The sequence below is a fragment of the Bradyrhizobium sp. LeoA1Lang genome (assembly GCF_055413685.1).
The window spans coordinates 1-19,106 of the sequence record NZ_JBVAPG010000152.1; the positions used below are offsets into that span (position 1 = coordinate 1).

The following is a 19,106-nucleotide window of genomic DNA, read 5'->3' on the forward strand; positions in this document are numbered from 1 at the left end:
ATGCCTATCCTTATCGCCATCCTTACAACTATCTTTTGACATGGTGACCTCGTGACGAAACAATCCACGAGATCTTCCTAGCCGACCAGATCAGCCCTCAGTGCGTGGTCGCCGGATGACGCTCACGAACATTCGACGACATGACGAAATGGGTCGGCGAGGTGCAGTCGCCGGACCAGATTCCCGAGTTCGTCAATCGTGCCTTCCACATCGCGATGCAGGGGCGTCCCGGCCCGGTGGTGCTGTCGTTCCCCGAAGACGTCCTTAGTGCCATGAGCGATGCCGGCGATGCGCTCCGCTCGCAGGTTGTCGAGACCGCGCCGTCGGATCAGCAAATAGCGCAGGTCGGCGAACTGCTCAGTCGAGCGCAAAAGCCGCTCGTCATCGTCGGCAATCTCGGCTGGACGCCGGAGGCGGTTGAGCAATTCAAGGCGTTCGTTGCGCGCAACGAGCTGCCGGTCGTTGCAGGCTTCCGGTCGCAGGACGTGCTGGACAATCGAAGCCCGAACTATGTCGGCGATCTCAGCCTCGGCTGCAGCAAGGCCTTGATGGAGCGCGTCAAGGCGGCAGACCTGCTCCTGGTGATCGGGGACAGGCTTGGCGATGTCACCACCAACCATTTCTCATTGCTCGACGTGCCGACGCCGAAGCAAGTCCTGATCCATGTGTTCCCGGGAGCCGAAGAGCTCGGCAGGACCTATAATCCGACACTCGCGATCCAATCGAGATCGTCCAATTTCGTCGCCGCGCTCGCGAAGCTGCGGCCACTGGATGCAAAGCCGTGGGCTACATGGCGCGATGAGTCACGCCAGGCTCTGGTCAACTATCAGTCGCCACGGCCCGATACGGCGAGCTTCGATCTCTCCAAGGTGATCGCCCATCTCAATCGCGTATTGCCTGATGATGCCATTGTCACCAATGGCGCCGGGAACTATACGATCTGGCTGCATCGCTATTACGGCTACCGGCAACTCGGCACGCAGATTGCGCCGAAGTCCGGCTCGATGGGCTATGGCCTGCCGGCGGCGATCGCAGCGAAGCTGCGTCATCCGGACCGCACGGTGGTCTGTCTCGCCGGCGATGGTTGCTTCATGATGGCGTCGCAGGAGTTTGCGACCGCGGTTCAGCACAAACTTCCGATCATTGTCATCATCGTCAATAACGGCATGTACGGCTCGATCCGGATGCATCAGGAGAACCATTTTCCGAATCGACCGAGCGGCACGGATCTGCTGAATCCGGATTTTGCGGCCCTGGCGAGGTCGTACGGGGCGCATGGCGAGATCGTCGATCACCACGATCAATTCCCCGATACCTTTGCGCGGGCGGCGACAGCGGATCGGCCGACCGTCATCGAACTGCGCGTCAATCGCAATCAACTCACTCCGGATCGTAGCTTGTAAAGCTTGGCCCAAAAATCGAACGCGCGCGCCCACAGGAACGGACATGAAGAACGATATCGAATTCACTTTGGTTGCCAGAAGCGCCACGACGCCGCTCAAATTGTCGATCACGCAGGCGGTGATCGCCGGCTGGACCGGGCGCGATCCGGTCGCGCGCGATAAGCACATTGCCGAGCTTGCGGCGATCGGCATCGCGCCGCCGGCCTCGACGCCGATCTATTACCGATGTGCCGCGCGCAGGCTGACAACCGCCGGCAGCATTGAATGCACCGGCACCGAGTCGAGCGGAGAGGTCGAGTTCGTGCTGTTTGGATTTGAGGGGCGTACGCTCGTCGGCGTCGGCTCTGATCACACCGATCGCAAGGTCGAAACCTACAACATCACGGTGTCCAAGCAGATGTGCGACAAGCCCGTGGCGCCGATGCTGTGGGATCTCGCCGAAATCGAAGGCCACTGGGACCAGATCATGCTGCGATCCTGGGCGACGATCGCCGGCGAACGCGTGCTTTATCAGGAAGGCGCGCTGAGCGGAATGCTGCCGGTGCCCGATCTGATCGAGCGCGGATTTGGCAGTGGCAAACTGCCTGACGGCTGCGCCATGTTCTGCGGCACCTTCGCCGCCAAGGATGGCATCCGCCCAGCCAGCCGCTTCGATTATGTGATCGAAGATCCGGTCCTGAAGCGCAGCATCAGCCACGGCTACGAGATCATCACGCTGCCGGTGCTAGGCTAAATCCCTACGCCGGGACTTCACACCCGGCGCTGTCAACTTCGCAGAAGCGCTTGTAAAGCCACTTCTGCCCGTCATGCCGGCGCCACACGCGGCCATGCACCAGTTTTCCGGTGATCGATCGCCGAGGGACGATGACGATCCATAGATGCCAAAGTCTCGTCCAGGATGGCTTTGGACGGCGGGCGATCATCAGCGGTGTTTCCAACGCTGGAACGAAACCCATCGGGCGGAGTATGATCGCCCGATGGGCATCGCCATGTTAGTCCCGGCAAGGGCAATTTCCGGCGAGGCCGATGCTATCGCGACCGTGCGCGCGGTCTCAATGACATTCGGTCGTTAAGCTTGATGCTGGCGATTCCGGTTAATTCTGGAACTCGGTCGACGCTTTCCTGTCCGGGTCTCGATCATTCTTGTTGCCTTCGGAGAGGCGGACGCGCCGCTCATAGTGTTGCGCCAATTGCAGCAGGCGTCGCTTGATCAAGGGATCAGCTTGCTCGGCAATAGCGCGAACCGCACGCGCTCTTTCTCTGCAAAACTCGTCATCCATTCGATTGGTCCCCGCAGACATTCCGCAAGCGCGAGAGACCTTAGCGTGGTTGACCCGATTTAATTGTGATCGAGATCACACCTCCAGGTCAAAGTCGAAGCGAGTTCCGGCTACGCGGTGACGCATATCTCGACATACGCCGTGATCTGCAAGACTTCCGCACATCCGGATTGGAGCGACGGCATTCAAATTTGACGGGGCAACGTAGGAGTTTGATATCGGAAGAGCAGCGATCCTCGCAAATCTTCCAGCACTCGTATCGACGGCAACGCAATCATTGCCTGTCCTGGCAAACAAAGCTGGTTTCATTTCATTGACTGAAGATCGATCGCTCTTACGATTTGCTGATCATAGTTTCGTCTCCGCCGACGCTTCAGCGACCGAGGCATGGCGGAGCAACAGGATCGCGCAACCATGTCTAGCCTCGAAATGCTCATGCTGCTCGAACTTGCATATGGCCGCCCGGCATCGCTTCGAAGGGTTGAAGAACTTTCGCCGGTAGCGCGTCGACTGCGTCGGCGCCTCCGGCGGTTGGTCGCTCTGGTGCGAAGGTCGCAATGGCCGGCAACGCGGCGGCGTCAGCACGGCAGCCTGGGTGGGGTTTTCCGGATCGTCCCCTAGAAGAAGCCCTTGGCCGGCAGCGGTGTGCCGCTGATCTCGTATTGCCCGATCGAGCGCGCCTTGAAGTTGGTGGGGTTGTGTGAGGACAGGGTCCGAGCGTTGCGCCAGTGGCGGTCGAAGTTGGTGACCTTCTTGGTGGCGGAGGCGCCGCCGACGTCGAACAACAGGCTGCCGGCGCGGATCGCGAATTCGTCCGCCACGATCTTGGCCTTTGCCGACAGCAGCGCAGCCTTGTGCGCCGCCTCGACTGCGTCGGCGGCGCCCGCGTCGAACGCATCGGTCGCGACGTCAAGCGCTTCAGCCGCCGCCAGCACCACGGTCTCGGCAGCGAAGGCGCCGCTTGCGATCTGGCCGACGGTCTGCTGCAGCAGCGGATCGTCGGTCGGGGTCTGGCTCGGCGCATAATAGAAAGTCCGCTTGCGGGAGCGGACAAGGGCTGCAGCGTCGCGCAGGCTGGCGCGCGCGATGCCGGCGACGATCGCGGTCAGGAACAGTTGCGCGAACGTGTTCGAATAGGGAACGCCATAACCGATGTCCGGCGCATCGAACACGACCTCCTGCCGCTTGACCTTCACATTGCGGAAATGGGTCGTGCCGGTTGCCGTCAGCCGCTGGCCGAGACCGTCCCAATCGTCAATCAGCTCAACGCCTTCCCGCTTCACCGGGATGATCGTCGCGCCGATCGCCCCCGACGGATCGGCGGCGCGCACCAGCACGTAGTCCGAATACAGCGTGCCGGTGCTGTAATATTTCGTGCCGTTCAGCAGGAAGTCGCCGTTCTCATCCGGCGTCAGCGTCGTATTGGGCGTGATGTCGCCGACCTTAGGGCTCTCGAGCTCGGTGGTTGCAAGTCCGATGATGGCGCCTTCGGCAACCGCCTTCTGCCATATCCGGCTCTGCTCGTCCTTAGGGTTGCGCACCAGGAGCTCGACCACGCTGAAATGGTTGCGCAGGATATGCGCAACATTGGCGTCGGCCTCGCCAAGGCGGATCACGACCTCGAACAATTCGCGGATCGTGCCACCGGCGCCGCCGGCCGGCGTCGGCAGCCGCAGTGCGCCGAGCCGCACCTTGCGGATCAGGTCGATCTCCTGGAACGGAAGGACCCGGTCGCGCTCGCGTTCGCTCGCGCCTTCCGCAATATGCTTCAATAGCGCCTCAAGATCCGGGGAGCGCGGATCGAGACGGTGCGGAGACCCAAGCGAATGCGCGGATACAGGCTTGTTCATCGTTTGACCTGAATGGAGTTGAAGTGATCGTTCAGAGCTGAGCCAGGTGGTCGGTGATCTTGACCGGCTCGGGCAAGACCTTGCGTGCCACCAGCCAGTCGGCGGCCTTCTGCAGGTCGGCGAGGAACTTTTCGTCATTGACCGGGAAGTAGCGGTACTGCCGGTTCAGCGCGATGAACTGGTCGCGCACCTGGTCGCTGTATTTGCCGGCTTTCTGCGCGATGTATTCGGCGTCCTTGCTGTTCTCCGAAATCCATTTGCCCTCAGCGCGGAAGGCGTCGTTGACGGCGCGGACCAGCCCTGGATTGTCGGTCGCGAATTTGCGGGTGGTGAGGTAGGAAGTGTAATCGATCTGGAAATCCAGGTCGCGACCCTCGAGGAAGATGTCGTGCGCCTTGTATTCGAGGCGGGCGATGTCAACGCCGGGGCTCCACATCGACCAGGCGTCAACCTTGCCGGAGGCGAGCGCTGGCGCCGCATCGGGCGGATTGAGATAGACGAATTTCACCGCGGAGCGATCGACCTTGTGCTTCTCCAGTGCCGCGACGAGCAGGAATTCGCCGAGGCCCGAACGGTTCACCGCGACCGACTTGCCGACGAGATCTTCGATCTTGCTAATGCCGGAATCGTCCTTGGCGATGATCGCAGTGGTGCGCGGCTCGTAGACGACGAATTGCGTGAACACCAGCGGCGAGCCGGCGATGATCGCGGCCAGCGCGGGCGTGGTGCTGCCGCCGAAGCTGAAGTCGGCGCTGCCGCCGGTCACCGCCTGCAGGGTCGGTGCATGGTTCGGGAACGGTCCGAGCCATTCGACCTTGATGCCGTCCTTGGCCAAGAGCTTGTCGAACTCGCCGCGTTCCTTGGCGATCAGATTGAGGCCGCTGAGGCCCCAGGTCAGGCGGACGGTGTCGGTGGTGCGGCCGGTCGCCGATCGCGCGGTCTTGGGCAAGCCGAGGCCGGCGAGCGTGCCGAGGCCCGCGGCGGCAGAGCCGAGGAAACGGCGGCGCGACGGCTTTGCAAACGCGAAGTCAGACATGGATGAATGATCCTTCCGAGAAAGCTCAAGCAGTATGGTGAGACGCAACGACGCCGAGCTCTGTGAGCAGCTCGGCGCGGGCAATCCGGCTTGCGCCATCGCCCTTGGTTCGATGTTCGAACGCAATCCGTCCTTCGCGCATCACCAGGATGCGGTCGGCGAGCGCAATCGCTTCGTCCACGTCGTGTGTCACGAGCAGGACACCCGGCCGATGGCTCGCGACCAATTCGCGGACAAGATCGTGCATGCGGATGCGGGTCAGCGCGTCGAGCGCGGCAAAGGGCTCGTCGAGCAGCAGCAACTCCGGCTGTTGCACCAGGGCGCGTGCCAACGCGACGCGCTGCGCCTGCCCGCCGGAAAGATTGCGCGGCCAGTCATCGAGGCGGTCGCCGAGCCCGACCTCGGCTAGTGCCGCTGCGGCGCGTTGGCGTGGATCCTTGACCTCCAGTCCGAGCGACACGTTGCGCCAAAGACTGTCCCACGGCAGCAGACGATGCTCCTGGAACACGACCGCCGGACGTCGCGGCGCGACGATGCGGCCGCCATCGATCGGGTCGAGCCCTGCCAACGCGCGCAGCAGCGTGGTCTTGCCGCAACCGCTTTCGCCGAGCAGGGCGACGAACTCGCCGCGTTCGATGCGCAGATTGAGGTTTTCGATCACGATCCGGCTGCCATAGGCACGACGCAGGTTGGTCACCATCACCGCCGGTGAAGCAACAGACGAGGGCACGACATGAAGGGTCACCGCGCGCCTCCATAATTCGGGTGCCAGGCGAGCAGGCGCCGCTCGAGCAAGCGCGCGATCGCATCCGCTGCGACGCCGATCAGCGCATAGATCACGATGGTCAATACGATCACGTCGGTGCGCAGGAACTCGCGGGCATCCATCGCGAGGAAGCCGATGCCGGACTGCGCGCCGATGGTCTCGGCCACCACCAAGGCGAGCCATGCGGTTGCGAGCGCGTAGCGGACGCCGGTCAGGATCGAGGGCAGGGCGCCCGGCAAAATGATCCGCCGGATCAATTCAAGCGTGCCCAGGCCCTGGATGCGTCCGAGCTCGACCAGTTTCGGATCAACCTGGCGAATCCCCAACGTGGTGTTGATGTAGATCGGAAAGGTGACCCCAAGCGCGACCAGGAAAATCTTCTCGGCTTCGCCGACGCCAAGCCAGACGATGACGAGCGGCAGCGCAGCCAGGAACGGAATCGCGCGGATCATCTGCACGCTGCGGTCGATCGCGGCCTCCGCGATGCGGGAGAAGCCGACGAGCGTGCCAAGCGCAAAGCCGATGCTGCCGCCGATCGCAAAGCCGGTCGCGGCACGCAGCAGGCTGATGCCGAGATCGTTCAGCAGGCTTCCGGTGGTCGCAAGCTTGAACGCCGTCCTGACGACCTTGCTTGGCGCCGGCAACACGTGCGGCGATAGCCATCCGGCCTGCGCCAGCACCTCCCAAACGACGAGCAGCGTCACTGGCGCCAGCCAGGAGAGCAGTTGCAGCCCCCGGCGGCCGAGCTCGAATGGTTTGCGCGGGAGTGCCGCCGCGCCGTCTTTGCGCTTAAGGTCTTCAAATTCGACCGGGGAGACGGTTTGTTCTAGGTTGCTCAAGATAACGTCGTCCTCGTTTCAACGTGCTGCATGATGCGCGAGCAGATGAAGCGACATCGGGATGCCACGCGCGACACGCATCAGCGCATTCACTCAATTGGCGGCGTGCCGCCGATCACGAGTGCGTAGCCTTTCATGCATCGCAAAATGTCCCACGAATTTGACCGGACAGAAATAGAGCGGTTTTCCAATTGTCTGGCGGTGGAGAGTTTTCTGATTTCTTTGCGCGCGTGAGACGGCAAAGAATATCTTTCAACGCGTTCTGCGCTTGATCTCTCTTCGTGCTTTGGCGACAACAGCGGCGCTTTCGCCGCGAGATCACGCGCCCGCTTGGAACGAAATCACAACAGAGAAATAAAAATGACGGCACGACCGCTTCGTTTCGGCATCTGGGCGCCGGTCCATGGACCGCGCGCCGCGCATCAGGATCCCCAAGAACCCTATGATGCGTCGTGGGAGCGCAACCGCGATCTGGTGCTGGCGGCGGAGTGGCTCGGTTATGACTCCACGCTGGTCGCGCAGCACACCATCAATCCGCATCAGGAGGATCTCGATCAGTTGGAAGCGTGGAGCGCGGCGGCGGCGCTTGCGGCACTGACGAGCCGGATCGAGATCATCGCCGCTATCAAGCCGTATCTCTATCACCCGGTGGTGCTGGCGAAGATGGCGCTTGGAATCGAGAACATCAGCCGCGGCCGCTTCGCGATCAATCTCGTCAATGCCTGGAACAAGCCCGAGCTCGAAAAGGCGGGCATCGGCTTTGCGGAGCATGACGCGCGCTATGCCTATGGCCGCGAATGGATCAGCGTGGTGTCGCGCCTGATGCAGGGCGAACGCCTGACCTACAAGGGCGAGCATTTCGACGTGCGCGACTACGCGCTCCGGCCCGCCGACCTTTACCGGCAACGGCCGCTGATCTATGTCGGCGGCGAATCCGAGCCGGCGCGGGCCCTGGTCGCCGATCACGGCGACGTCTGGTTCATCAACGGCCAACCGCTGGCGGATGTCGCGGCGCTGATTGCCGACGTCGCGGCGCGGCCGCGGGTCTCGGCGCCGGTACGCTTCGGCCTTTCGGCATTCGTGATCGCGCGGCAGACCAATGAAGAGGCCCAGGCGGCGTACCAGCGGCTGTCGGACCTCGCCGCCAAGGATGCGTCGATGCGGGCGATCCAGAGGCAGAACACCGATCCGAAGGTCGTGATGATGCAGACGATGCAGAAGACCGCGCGGGTCGGCAGCAATGGCGGCACGGCCGCGGGCCTTGTCGGCAGCTATGACGAAGTGGCATCGCGCATTCTTGCATTCCAGGGAGCCGGCATTGAGCTGTTCATGCTGCAGTTCCAGCCGTTCGAGGCGGAGATGGAGCGTTTTGCGAACGAGATCATCCCGCGCGTGCGGCAGGTGCGGTCCGCGTTGGCGGCCGACGGAACATCATTGTTGGCAGGTTCGCGCTAACGATCGGTCGGTGTCAAAAACGGGCGTGCCTGTTCGGCTGGGAGGAATTTTCTCTCGTGGAGGCGAGCGACGAAAGCTTGGCCTACGTCTCCGCCGATATCTGGAATTGCCAGCGGCACCTGCTCGCGTAATTGTGCGCTGCAGCGTGTAGCCGAAAGACCGGAAATCCAGCAATGAATGTGCATCAATCTCTCGCGGCCTCACGACCGCCGGAGGCATTTCCGCCCGTCGCCACCGACGTCGTCTCCAAGGAGACGATGGTGCGGTTCGAGGCCGTCTCGAAGACCTATCCCGCCTATCGCGGCAAGCCGAGCGTCATGGCGCTGCAGGACATCGACTTCGCGATTTCGCGCGGCGCCATCACCGGCGTGATCGGCCGCTCCGGGGCCGGCAAGTCGAGCCTGGTGCGGCTGATCAACGGGCTGGAGAAGCCGACGACAGGCCGCGTCATCGTCGACGACAGCGACATCTCGGCGCTTTCCGGTCGCGAGCTGCGGCTGGCGCAGCGCTCGATCGGCATGATCTTCCAACACTTCAACCTGCTGTCGTCGCGGACGGCAGCGGACAATATCGCCTTGCCGCTTGAAATTGCCGGCTGGCCGAAAGCCGAGATCGCCGCGCGCGTCTCGGAGCTGCTCGACCTCGTTGACATCGCCGACAAGCGCAACCGCTATCCGTCGGAGCTCTCCGGCGGCCAGAAGCAACGGATCGGCATCGCGCGTGCGCTGGCGACGCGGCCGAACGTGCTGCTGTCTGATGAGGCGACCTCGGCGCTCGATCCGCAGACGACGCGCTCGATTCTCGACCTGCTCGCCAATATCAACCGCGAGCTTGGCGTGACCATCATCCTGATCACGCACGAGATGTCCGTCGTACGACAGCTCGCCAAGGAGGTGATCGTGCTCGATGCCGGGCACATTGTCGAGCGCGGCCATGTCGCCGAGATCTTTACCCATCCGCAACATGCGATCACGCAGAGCTTCCTCTCCGAGGTTCTCGGCAATGCCGTTCCGGTCTCCTTGTCGAGCCGGCTGCAGCAGCAGCCTGTACCAGGTGGCCAGGCCGTGATCCGCGTGCTCGTCCGCGGCGATGGCGGCGACCGGCTGGTGGCGCGCCTGTCGCGCGAGCTTGCGATCGATGCGGCGCTGTTGTCGGCGCGGATCGACGAGATTGGCGGCCAGCAGGTCGGTTCACTGACGCTTGGCGTGCCCGGCGACGAGGCCGTGGTTGCACGCGCGCTGTCCTTCCTTGTCCAACATCGGTTTTCCGCGGAGCGTCTCGGCTATGTCGCCTGAACTCATCAATCTCATCATCCAGGCGACCGGCGAAAGCTTGTTCATGGTCGCGGTTTCCGCTGCGCTCGGCACGTTGTTCGGCCTGCCGATCGGCGTCTTCCTCGCCACCAGCCGCAAGGGCGAGTTGTTTGCCGCACCGGCCGCGAATGCGATCCTTGGCATGATCGTCAATGCGACGCGCTCCACGCCCTTCATCATCCTCGTCGTTGCGATCATCCCGTTCACGCGCCTCGTGGCGGGCACCTCGATCGGGTCGGGGGCCGCGATCGTTCCGCTCACCATCGCCTCGACGCCCTTCATCGCGCGCCTCGTCGAGGGGGCGATCCGCGAGGTCGATGCCGGCCTGATCGAAACGGCGTCGTCGTTCGGGGCCACCCCGCTGCAGGTCGTGCTTAAGGTCTTGATCCCCGAGGCGCTGCCGGGGCTCGTGCTGTCGCTGACGCTCGCGGTGGTCAGCCTGCTCGGCTATTCGGCGATGGTCGGCGCTGTCGGCGGCGGCGGACTGGGCGATCTCGGCATCCGCTACGGCTATCAGCGCTTCATGCCGGAAATGATGCTGGCCGTGGTGGTGGTCCTGATCGTGCTGGTGCAGACGGTGCAGACCGCTGGCGACTATCTGGCGCGCCGGGTCAACCGCCGGCTGCGCCATCGCTGAAGCCGCGGGATTTGGTTACGACCCCTTCGGCGCCCAGATCTTGACGTCGGTGGTATCGACCTTCTTCGGGATCAAGCCTTCGGCGACGAACGCATCCGCGATGCGCTGCTGCTCCGACAGGCCGGCGACGGTGACCGCGCCGACCTTGTAGGAGCGATGGCTGTTGGCTTCTTCCACCGCCGTGGCATCGATGCCCCAGAGGTTGGCGAGAATGGCGGCCGCATCCTTGGGGTTGGCTTTGACCCATGTGCCGGTTTCGGCAAGCTTGGTGAAGATCACGTTGAGCGCGTCGCCGCGGCGATCGGCGAACGCGGCCGAGGCGACATAATAGCGCTTGTAGCTGGCAAGGCCGTTGCTGCCGTCGGAGAGCACGCGTGCGCCGGACTGGCGGCTCGCGCTGGTGAGGAAGGGATCCCAGGCCACCCAGGCGTCGACATTGCCGCTGACGAAGGCGGCGCGGCCGTCGGCCGGCGTCAGGTAGGCGGGCGCGATGTCCTTGAAGGTGAGGCCGGACTTGGCGAGCGCGGCAAGCAACAGGAAATGGCTGCCGGCGCCTTTGGTCACCGCAACCTTCTTGCCCTTGAGGTCGGCTACCGTTTTGATGGGCGATTCCTTCGGAACCAGGATCGCCTGCGCAGACGGCGATGCCGCTTCTTCAGCGACATAGGCAAGCTTGGCGCCCGCGGCCTGTGCAAAGATCGGCACGGTGTCTGCGACGTCGGCGCCAAAATCGACGCTGCCGACATTGATGGCCTCGAGCAGCGGCAATCCGCTGGTGAACTCGTGCCAGGATACGGTGATGCCGAGCGGCGCGAGCGCTTTCTCCAGTTCGCCATTGGTCTTGAGGATCGCGGTGAGCGTCGAGGACTTCTGGTAGCCGATCCGGATTTCCTCCGAGATCGCAGGGCGCGCCAGCGAGACCATCGCCAGCAGGCCAAGCGCCCCCGTGGTAAGCCGGCGCCTGATGGGTTTGATCCGGGAGGCGGCTGGAACTTTCGGGCGCTGGCGAGGCAAAAACAGCATATCTGTGGCTTCCAAAAAATGCGGATGAATTCCGGAGCCTCATTTGTGATCAATCGCGTGCCGGTGGCAATTACGGAGAAGTCGTCTGATGTGGTGCAAAATTCTCCGCAGGCGACAATTATGAGAACTACGTTTTGCGTGACACCCTTTCACCATGCCGCGTCATTCGCTGCTGTCGAAGATCAGTTCTTGCGGAGAACAGAAGTATCGCACTGCAGCGCAGAGCGAATGTTTTGTTCCCGGGTTTGAATGATCGCAGCCGTTTCGTCGTTTTGTCACGCAGGCGGTTGAAGCACGGAATGATCGGCGCTAGTGGCAGCCAGGTCCATTTGTCTGATCCTTGGAGAGCTTTATGCGAATCTTTACCGCGATCGTTGCGGCGGCTGCATTGTTTGCCGGCGCCGCAAGGGCCGAAACCATCCGGGTTGGCGTCACCGCCGGGCCGCACGCCGAAATCATCGAGGTGGTGAAGAAAGTGGCCGCCGAGCGCGGCCTCGATATCAAGGTCGTCGAATTCACCGATTACGTCATTCCCAATCAGGCGCTGGCGCTGAAGGATTTGGAAGCGAACTCGTTCCAGCATGAGCCCTATCTGAAGAACCAGATCTCCAAGACCGGCTGGAAGATCGTGAAGGTCGCCAATACCATCGCTTCGCCGCAGGGCGTCTACTCGCTGAAATACAAGAAGCTGTCGGATCTGCCGGAGGGCGCGCGGGTGGCGATCGCCAACGATCCCTCGAACGGCGCGCGCGGACTGATGATCCTCGCCCTTCACGGCGTGATCAAGTTGAAGGACCCGAACAACGTCGCCTCGACGATTGCCGACATCACCGACAATCCGAAGAAATTGCGCTTCGTTGAGCTCGATGCGGCGCAGCTCCCGCGTTCGCTGCAGGACGTCGACCTCGTCTCGATCAACAACAACTATGCGGTGCAGGCCGGCCTCAATCCGGCGGTCGATGCGATCGCGCATGAGGCGGCGGACGGCCCGTGGGTCAACATCATCGCCGTGCGCGAGGAAGACAAGGACAAGCCTTGGGTCAAGCAGCTCATCGACGCCTATCACTCGGACCCGGTAAAGGCGTTCATCGAGAAGCGCTTCAAAGGCACCTACCTCGCCACGTGGTAGCGAACCGATCTGTTCGATCCGCGCTGCCGAACAGTCGATGCACTATTCGGCGGCGTCGGATCGAACGGCATCGGTCGCGGGGCGGCGAAAGCCTGCACCCGGATGCGTCGCATGCAGGCGCGCTCTCCGTCCCGGAAACAGCTTCTCCCGCAAGGTGCCGTCGCGATAGGCGGTCTTGTAGACGCCGCGGGATTGCAGTTCTGGCACCACCAGATCGACGAACGCATTCAGCGATTCCGGCACGACAAGACGGAACAGATTGAATCCGTCGACGTCGGTCTCTTCCGCCCAGGCGATCAGTTCGTCCGCAACGTCTTGCGGCGAGCCGACCACGAAGGGCGAGCGCGCGCCGAGGCGGCTCAAGCTGGCAAGGTCTCCGATCCTCACCGGCCGCTCGCTACGCACTGTGAAATTCTCGACCATCGACTGGATCGCATTGCTCTCGACATATTGCACAGCCTCTTCGGGTCGGTAGGTCGAGAAGTCGATGCCGGTCCACCCTGAGAGCAGCGCGAGCTGCCCGGCCTGGTCGACATGGCTGGCATAATCCTCGAGCAGATCCTTGGCTTCGGCGCGCGTCGGGGCCACGATCACGGTGGCGCCGGCGAACAGCCTGATGTCATAGGGATCGCGCCCGAATTCCTTTGCGGCCTCCCTGATCTCGCGGACGGCGCGCGCGAGGATCGGCCTGGTCTGGCCGTTGAGGAAGATCGCTTCCGCATGCCTTGCGGCGAAGGCGCGGCCGCGCCGTGACGTTCCCGCCTGATACAATAGCGGCGTGCGCTGCGGCGACGGTTCGGCGAGATGGATGCCGTCGACTCGATAGTGCGAGCCTTCGTGCCTGACACGATGGACCTTCGCCGGATCGGCGAACAGGCGCGTTCCACGGTCGCGGCGGACCGCGTCGTCCTCCCAACTGCCTTCCCAGAGCTTGTAGACGGCAGCGAGAAAATCCTCCGCCGCATCGTAGCGCTCGTCATGGGCACGAGTGGTGGGCAGGCCCATCCCGCGCGCGCCACTGTCGAGATAACCGGTCACGATGTTCCAGCCGATCCGTCCTTTGGTGAGATGGTCGAGCGTCGAGAAGCGGCGGGCGAACTGATAGGGATGCTCGAATGTCAGGTTCGAGGTGATGCCGAAGCCGAGATGCTTGGTGACCAGCGCCATCGCGGAGACCAGCAGCGTCGGCTCGGCGTTGGGCAACTGGACGGCATGGCTGATCGCCGTATCCGGATTGCCGCCATAGACGTCGTAGACGCCAAAGACATCGGCAAGGAAGATGCCGTCGAGCAAACCGCGCTCCGCCGTTTTGGCATAGTCGACCCAATAATCGAGCGTGTTGTAGTTAATCGACGCGTCGCGCGGATGTGACCACAGGCCGGCCCAGTTGTGGCTCGGCGCGGTCATGTTGAACGCGTTGAAGCGAAGTTCTCGCGGTCTCGTCATCGGCCGTACTCCGGCAAAGGGTTCGTGTTTCGCGGAAACTATCACGCGAGCCGGACGACGTTGTTTTCAATTTGCCCGGCCGGATGAAAGATTACCGCCGTGTCAGGGCAAAGCGGCAGCACGCGCATCGCTATTTTCTCCGACGCCTCGACAGCGCAGAGATCGGCAAGCATCATTCGTCAACGGCGCTCGCGAGGCGGCCTCATACGATCCTTCGAGAAGAGATGGACCTGACAAGATGAAGACGTTCATGCGTATGGCGCAGGCGGCCAGCCTGTTCCTTGCCTTCACCACCGCTGCGGTTGCTGACGAGCCGCTGAAGATCGCGACCAGCGCCGGCCCGGTTGGGCAGTTGGCCGGCTATGCCGCCAAGCTCGCCAAGGAAAAGGGGCAGGACGTCAAGATCGTCGAGCTCAGCGACTGGGTCGCGCTGAACGAAGCGGTCAACAGCGGTGACGTCGACGCGAACCTGTTCCAGCACGGGACTTATCTGGCGCTGCAGAACAAGCAGCGCGGCTTCAATCTCGTTCAGGTCGACAAGGTCGGCGTGATCGCGCCGGTCGGATTGTTCTCGAAGAAGATCAAGAGCCTCGACGAGATCAAGTCCGGCGACAGCGTCGCGATTCCCAACGAGCCCTTGAACGGCGCGCGCGGATTGATCCTGCTCGAACGCGCCGGCCTGATCAAGCTGACGCCGGGCAAAGGTTTCGCGGTGAGCAAGTTCGACATCATCGAAAACCCCAAAAACCTGAAGATCGTCGAACTCGATCCCGCGCAGACCTACCGTTCGCTCGATGACGTCACGCTGGCGCTCGTCAACGTCACCTATCTGATCTCGGCCGGCGGCGATCCGAAATCGGCGCTGATCATCGACCGCACCCTCGATGACGGCCTGGTCCTGCGCTTCACCGCACGTGCCGACAAGAAGGACGATCCGCGCCTGAAGGCGTTCATCCAGGTCTTCAACTCGCCGCAGGTGAAGCAGTTCATCGAGGAGAAGCTGCCGGCCTTCATCCCGGCCGGGTTCAACAGCTAGACTAGGCGGTTCAGGACGAGCTGCGGACGATCGGCGCGGCGTCGCGATCGGCCGGCGCCACCGGGTGCAGGATGCTGGTCCGATTGCGTCCCGCCTTCTTCGCCGCGTACAGGGCGGAATCGGCTGCCGACATCAGCCGGTCCAGGACGATGTCTCGAGCGTGGGCGATCGATATCCCCGCGCTCGCGGTGGCCATGATTTCAATGTTGTCATGAAGGATCGGTGCATCGCTGAACGTGGCGCGGACCCGATCGACGACGAGCCTTGCATCGTTGATCGTAGTGTCCGGCAGCAGCAGCGCGAATTCTTCCCCGCCGATCCTGCCGAAGATATCGCCCTGGCGGATCGCGCCTGCGGCGCGTCGCGCGAACTCGGCGATGACCTCGTCTCCGGCGGGATGGCCATGCTTGTCGTTGATGGCCTTGAAGTAATCGATGTCAAAGAGCGCAATCGCGATCTCGCACGACTTGCCAGATAGTTTGGCGAGACGGGCTGCGCTGGCTTCGAAGAAGCCGCGTCGATTGAGGACGCCGGTCAACTGATCCTTCATCGCGAGATCGCGCAGCCGGCGCTCGGAACGCTCGCCGATCATCAGAATGCCGAGGACGACGATCGCCACCATCGCGACGGCGGATTGGAACGGTGCGAACGTGAGCCATCCCCGGAGCGGGCCCTGGCCGATCTCGTCGCGCATGACGAAGATGGCGATGGCCTGGCTGTAACTGACCACCGTCTCAAACAGGCAGATCAGCGCGATGCAGAGCCGCGGCGAAAGTTCCCGGGAGGAGGAGCGCCAGAGATCGAGGCCGATCAGGAGCGTCATCGTGCCGATCGCGAGATTGTAGTCGATCTGGCGAAGCGCGTAGCTCGGGTACGCGAACGGCAGGCCAAAAGCCCAGATCAACGGCGGCAGCAGCGCCAATACGGGCAGCGGCCGTTGGTCGAAAACGCGCAAGCCACACCAGAGCGCGCCCGCGCCGAACAGTGCGAAAAAACCGGGAACGCCGAAGGCCGAGAGCTGGGGCAGCGTCTGGCGCTGTGCCGCAAGAATGACGCCAAGGCCGGACAGCAGGAACCCGAGGATCCACCAGGAATACGACTTGGTGGAGCGATCCCGCATCCATGTGATCAAGATGATCAAGCAACCGATCGCGCATGCGGCCTCGGCCAACAGCCCGACGGTGAACATATCGAACAAGGACCACAACTCCGGACCTTTCCCCGGCACGACCAGCTATCCGCCCGACCTTAAAGGAACGAGGGCGAATTCACTACAATTCGATCGATTGAATCGGTTGTGATTGATGATGTCGGTTACCGCGCGCCATGCGCGCTTCCGTACCGGCCGGTATCGGTAGCCGGAGAGGACAGCGATCCGATCTCGTTCGGAAGGAACTGATTCGCGCGCGATGAAGCGGCGAGGGGCCGTGACGTGGTCAAGATAGTCTTAAGGAAATCGGGGAGCGGCGTCGATACGCAGCTCCCCGAGTCATGCAGATGTTCGATTCGTTCAGAATCTGTAGTTGACGCCGGCCTTGACCGTGTGAAGCTTGGTGCTGACGTCCATGCTGGCGCTCGAGAAGAAGCCGTTGGCGACGTCGGAAACCGTGTTGTTGAACACGGTGTGGCTGCCAAGGTCCACGTAGAGATATTCCGTCTTGAAGGACCAGTTCGGCGTAAGGGCATATTCGAGACCGGCGCCCGCGGTCCAGCCCCATTGCGTGTCGCTGGCCGCGATCGCGGCTGGCAGCGGACCAACAAGTCCATTTGCGTTGAAGGTCGCGTGCGATTTGACCTTGCCGTAAGCCGCGCCGCCGGTCGCGTAGAGAAGGACCCTGTCCCAGGTGTAGCCGAGGCGGCCGCGAATGGTGCCGAACCATTCGATCTCGGATCCGATGTCGAAGCTTGCGTTGCCGACAGCGTCCGGAGCGGTGAAGAGCGCGGCGCCCGCGAGCTTGCCCTCGATACCCGACCATTCGAAATCGGCTTCGATGCCGGCGACCACATTATTGGCGAACTGATAATTGTAGCCGATCTGGCCACCGCCGAAGAAACCGCTCGAGTTCAGGCTGACATTGCCGGCGAGGCTCGACTCGAGCGCAGGCGCTTCCGCCTGAAGCTGCCGCTGGAATGCCTGGAAGGGATAGTTGAACTTGTCGCCGCCAAAGCCGACATTGGCGCCGATATAGAAGCCGGTCCAGGAGAACACTGGGACGGCCGCGACGGGCGGCGCCTTGACCGGATAGGACAGATCGGCGGCAAAGGTCGGGCCCGCCGCCAAGCCAAGACCAAAGACAGTGCCGAGTAGAAACGTCTTCATTACCACGCCCCTAAATTTCCCTGGAGAAAGGGTTTTCCAGTGCATCGCCGTCATGGGACGGCGACATGTGAAGGCTGGGCGAGCGCGTCGTGACCTCGCGCTGGTCGAGCTCGACGCAGTTCCTCGCAGCAGCCGTGTCGCAACATGGCAGGGGTTGCAGCGACGGTCTTGTTCTCGCCCGCACTGGATTTGAGCCCGAGCGCGCTCCCGCTAAACCGTTCGTCCCTGTGGCCGTTACGCAACAACCCGAAGCGGCATGCGAGCGATTCAGGGCGCGCTGCGGCAGAGTTACTCATGGCCCGCGTCGATCAGCCCCGGTAGCATGCGTGTGTAAGTGCAATTCCAAGAACAATGCATCAAGCAAGCTTCCACTCCGATAATCTCGATCCAGCACTCGAAGACGATCGAAGATTTTCCCTCTGGTATGAGAAGGTGGAGGCGCTCACCTGTTGTGTCGACATCACGCGATTCGACGATCGGCCGTTTTCGGGATTCCTCCGCTGGTCCGATTTTCAAGACGTTCACGTCACGCGATTCGGCGGCACTTTCGGCAGGATCAGGCGATCGAGGAGCGCCATTTCCCGCGGCCCCGATGATGATTTCTGCCTAGTGTTCCATCGCGGCGCGGGCACGCTGCGGGTGGATCAGTCAAACCGCGAAGCCAATCTTGCTTCCGGCGGCGCATTTCTCGGGACAAACGGCATGCCCGCCGACATGAGCTCCGATGCGCCCTTCGCCTGGACGACATTGACGGTCTCCAGGGAGCGGCTGGCGGCCCTCGTCGGCCAGGCGGACGACCTGTTGGCGCGGCCTCTCGATCCGCAGCGACCGGCCGTTGCGCACCTGCGGCGCTATATCGAAAGCGTCGTGAAGCTGTCGCGTGCGCCGCACGACCCGCAGCTTGACGCGCATATTCGCACGACTCTTCTCGACCTGATCGCGCTGGTGCTCGGCGCGCGCGGTGATGCCGCGCAGATCGCCACGACGCGTGGCCTGCGGGCATCGCGCATTCACGACATTATTGCCGAGATCGATCGAAGCTTCATGAGTGCCGGTTTCTCGGCAGCGAACGTTGCCCGCCATCTCGGTCTCTCGACCAGATATGTGCAGGATCTCTCGCAGGAGACGGGCCAGAGCTTCACGGAGCGCCTGCTGGAGCGCCGGTTGCAGCAGGCGCGGCACATGCTTACGAGCGAGCAGGGAGATCGTCTCAAGATCAGCGAGATCGCGCTCGCATGCGGCTTCGGCGAGGTCTCCTACTTCAACCAGCGGTTCCGCGGCCGCTTCGGAGTCACTCCGACGGAGTGCCGGCGCGATTCGTCCGGCCGTTGATCGATCAGCGATCGAGGTCCTCGCGCGCTGTGTAACCGGCTAGGCTGTGTGGACTCTTGGGATTCTCAAATCAGACGGAACGTGATTCAAGGCTTTCTTTTAGGAGGAAGCCTTGGGGTTCTGGATCGGCTCGTTCTGAACGACACGCAATGGGACCGTATCTCCGGCTTGATCATCGGTCGGCCGGACCAGCGTGGTTCGACAGGCCGCGACAACCGGATGTTTGTCGAGGGCGTGTTAT

Annotated in this window: 17 protein-coding genes and 2 pseudogenes; 9 read left to right on the forward strand and 10 right to left on the reverse strand. The window is 62.6% G+C overall.

Annotation, left to right across the window (positions count from 1 at the left end; genetic code table 11):
- Positions 1-137: 137 nt before the first annotated feature.
- Positions 138-1,403: pseudogene (locus ACZYOF_RS34300) on the forward strand (thiamine pyrophosphate-dependent enzyme); the annotation flags it as partial.
- A 43-nt stretch (positions 1,404-1,446) separates the two neighbouring features.
- Positions 1,447-2,136, forward strand: coding sequence for a DUF2848 domain-containing protein (locus ACZYOF_RS34305; protein WP_463718535.1), 690 nt, complete (start codon positions 1,447-1,449; stop codon positions 2,134-2,136).
- Between the two features lie 361 nt (positions 2,137-2,497).
- Here the strand turns inward: ACZYOF_RS34305 and ACZYOF_RS34310 are convergent, their stop codons facing one another.
- From ACZYOF_RS34310 to ACZYOF_RS34330, 5 genes are all read right to left on the reverse strand, one after another.
- Complete coding sequence (locus ACZYOF_RS34310; protein ID WP_282528421.1) at positions 2,498-2,683, reverse strand: hypothetical protein; 186 nt, start codon at positions 2,681-2,683, stop codon at positions 2,498-2,500.
- 617 nt (positions 2,684-3,300) lie between these two features.
- Positions 3,301-4,533, reverse strand: coding sequence for an acyl-CoA dehydrogenase family protein (locus tag ACZYOF_RS34315; protein ID WP_463718536.1), 1,233 nt, complete (start codon positions 4,531-4,533; stop codon positions 3,301-3,303).
- A gap of 31 nt (positions 4,534-4,564) precedes the next feature.
- Positions 4,565-5,569, reverse strand: coding sequence for an NrtA/SsuA/CpmA family ABC transporter substrate-binding protein (locus ACZYOF_RS34320; RefSeq protein ID WP_463718537.1), 1,005 nt, complete (start codon positions 5,567-5,569; stop codon positions 4,565-4,567).
- Positions 5,570-5,594: 25 nt separating this feature from the next.
- The gene (locus tag ACZYOF_RS34325; RefSeq protein ID WP_463718547.1) at positions 5,595-6,269 is read right to left on the reverse strand and encodes an ABC transporter ATP-binding protein; all 675 of its coding nucleotides are present in this window, start codon (positions 6,267-6,269) and stop codon (positions 5,595-5,597) included.
- Positions 6,270-6,310: 41 nt separating this feature from the next.
- Positions 6,311-7,066, reverse strand: a complete 756-nt coding sequence (locus ACZYOF_RS34330; protein WP_463718548.1) for an ABC transporter permease subunit — start codon at positions 7,064-7,066, stop codon at positions 6,311-6,313.
- A gap of 468 nt (positions 7,067-7,534) precedes the next feature.
- Between ACZYOF_RS34330 and ACZYOF_RS34335 the strand changes: the two genes are divergently transcribed.
- From ACZYOF_RS34335 to ACZYOF_RS34345, 3 genes are all read left to right on the forward strand, one after another.
- Complete coding sequence (locus tag ACZYOF_RS34335; protein WP_463718538.1) at positions 7,535-8,629, forward strand: LLM class flavin-dependent oxidoreductase; 1,095 nt, start codon at positions 7,535-7,537, stop codon at positions 8,627-8,629.
- A gap of 173 nt (positions 8,630-8,802) precedes the next feature.
- Complete coding sequence (locus tag ACZYOF_RS34340; protein ID WP_463718539.1) at positions 8,803-9,924, forward strand: methionine ABC transporter ATP-binding protein; 1,122 nt, start codon at positions 8,803-8,805, stop codon at positions 9,922-9,924.
- Complete coding sequence (locus ACZYOF_RS34345; RefSeq protein WP_463718540.1) at positions 9,914-10,579, forward strand: methionine ABC transporter permease; 666 nt, start codon at positions 9,914-9,916, stop codon at positions 10,577-10,579. The genes ACZYOF_RS34340 and ACZYOF_RS34345 overlap by 11 nt, the downstream gene beginning before the upstream one ends.
- A 15-nt stretch (positions 10,580-10,594) precedes the next feature.
- Here ACZYOF_RS34345 and ACZYOF_RS34350 read toward each other — a convergent pair whose 3' ends face one another.
- Positions 10,595-11,602, reverse strand: coding sequence for an aliphatic sulfonate ABC transporter substrate-binding protein (locus ACZYOF_RS34350; RefSeq protein ID WP_463718541.1), 1,008 nt, complete (start codon positions 11,600-11,602; stop codon positions 10,595-10,597).
- Positions 11,603-11,954: 352 nt separating this feature from the next.
- On the opposite strand from ACZYOF_RS34350, the gene ACZYOF_RS34355 reads away from it, so the two are divergent.
- Entirely contained in the window at positions 11,955-12,731 is a 777-nt protein-coding gene (locus ACZYOF_RS34355; protein WP_463718542.1) for a MetQ/NlpA family ABC transporter substrate-binding protein, read from the forward strand.
- Positions 12,732-12,773: 42 nt separating this feature from the next.
- Here ACZYOF_RS34355 and ACZYOF_RS34360 read toward each other — a convergent pair whose 3' ends face one another.
- Positions 12,774-14,177, reverse strand: coding sequence for an LLM class flavin-dependent oxidoreductase (locus tag ACZYOF_RS34360; protein ID WP_463718543.1), 1,404 nt, complete (start codon positions 14,175-14,177; stop codon positions 12,774-12,776).
- A gap of 41 nt (positions 14,178-14,218) precedes the next feature.
- The gene (locus tag ACZYOF_RS34365; RefSeq protein WP_463718544.1) at positions 14,219-14,350 is read right to left on the reverse strand and encodes a hypothetical protein; all 132 of its coding nucleotides are present in this window, start codon (positions 14,348-14,350) and stop codon (positions 14,219-14,221) included.
- Between the two features lie 65 nt (positions 14,351-14,415).
- Between ACZYOF_RS34365 and ACZYOF_RS34370 the strand changes: the two genes are divergently transcribed.
- The gene (locus ACZYOF_RS34370; protein ID WP_463718545.1) at positions 14,416-15,213 is read left to right on the forward strand and encodes a MetQ/NlpA family ABC transporter substrate-binding protein; all 798 of its coding nucleotides are present in this window, start codon (positions 14,416-14,418) and stop codon (positions 15,211-15,213) included.
- Positions 15,214-15,223: 10 nt separating this feature from the next.
- Here ACZYOF_RS34370 and ACZYOF_RS34375 read toward each other — a convergent pair whose 3' ends face one another.
- Positions 15,224-16,402 carry a GGDEF domain-containing protein gene (locus tag ACZYOF_RS34375; RefSeq protein WP_463718549.1) on the reverse strand — a complete coding sequence of 393 codons (1,179 nt, stop codon included), beginning with the start codon at positions 16,400-16,402 and terminating at the stop codon, positions 15,224-15,226.
- 321 nt (positions 16,403-16,723) lie between these two features.
- A complete protein-coding gene (locus ACZYOF_RS34380) occupies positions 16,724-17,533 on the reverse strand; it encodes an outer membrane protein (RefSeq protein ID WP_282528412.1) in 810 nt (269 codons plus the stop codon).
- Positions 17,534-17,884: 351 nt separating this feature from the next.
- Here ACZYOF_RS34380 and ACZYOF_RS34385 point away from each other — a divergent pair, with 351 nt between their 5' ends.
- The gene (locus ACZYOF_RS34385) at positions 17,885-18,865 is read left to right on the forward strand and encodes a helix-turn-helix domain-containing protein (protein WP_463718546.1); all 981 of its coding nucleotides are present in this window, start codon (positions 17,885-17,887) and stop codon (positions 18,863-18,865) included.
- Between the two features lie 120 nt (positions 18,866-18,985).
- Positions 18,986-19,106 (forward strand): annotated as a pseudogene (locus ACZYOF_RS34390) (IS5/IS1182 family transposase); the annotation flags it as partial.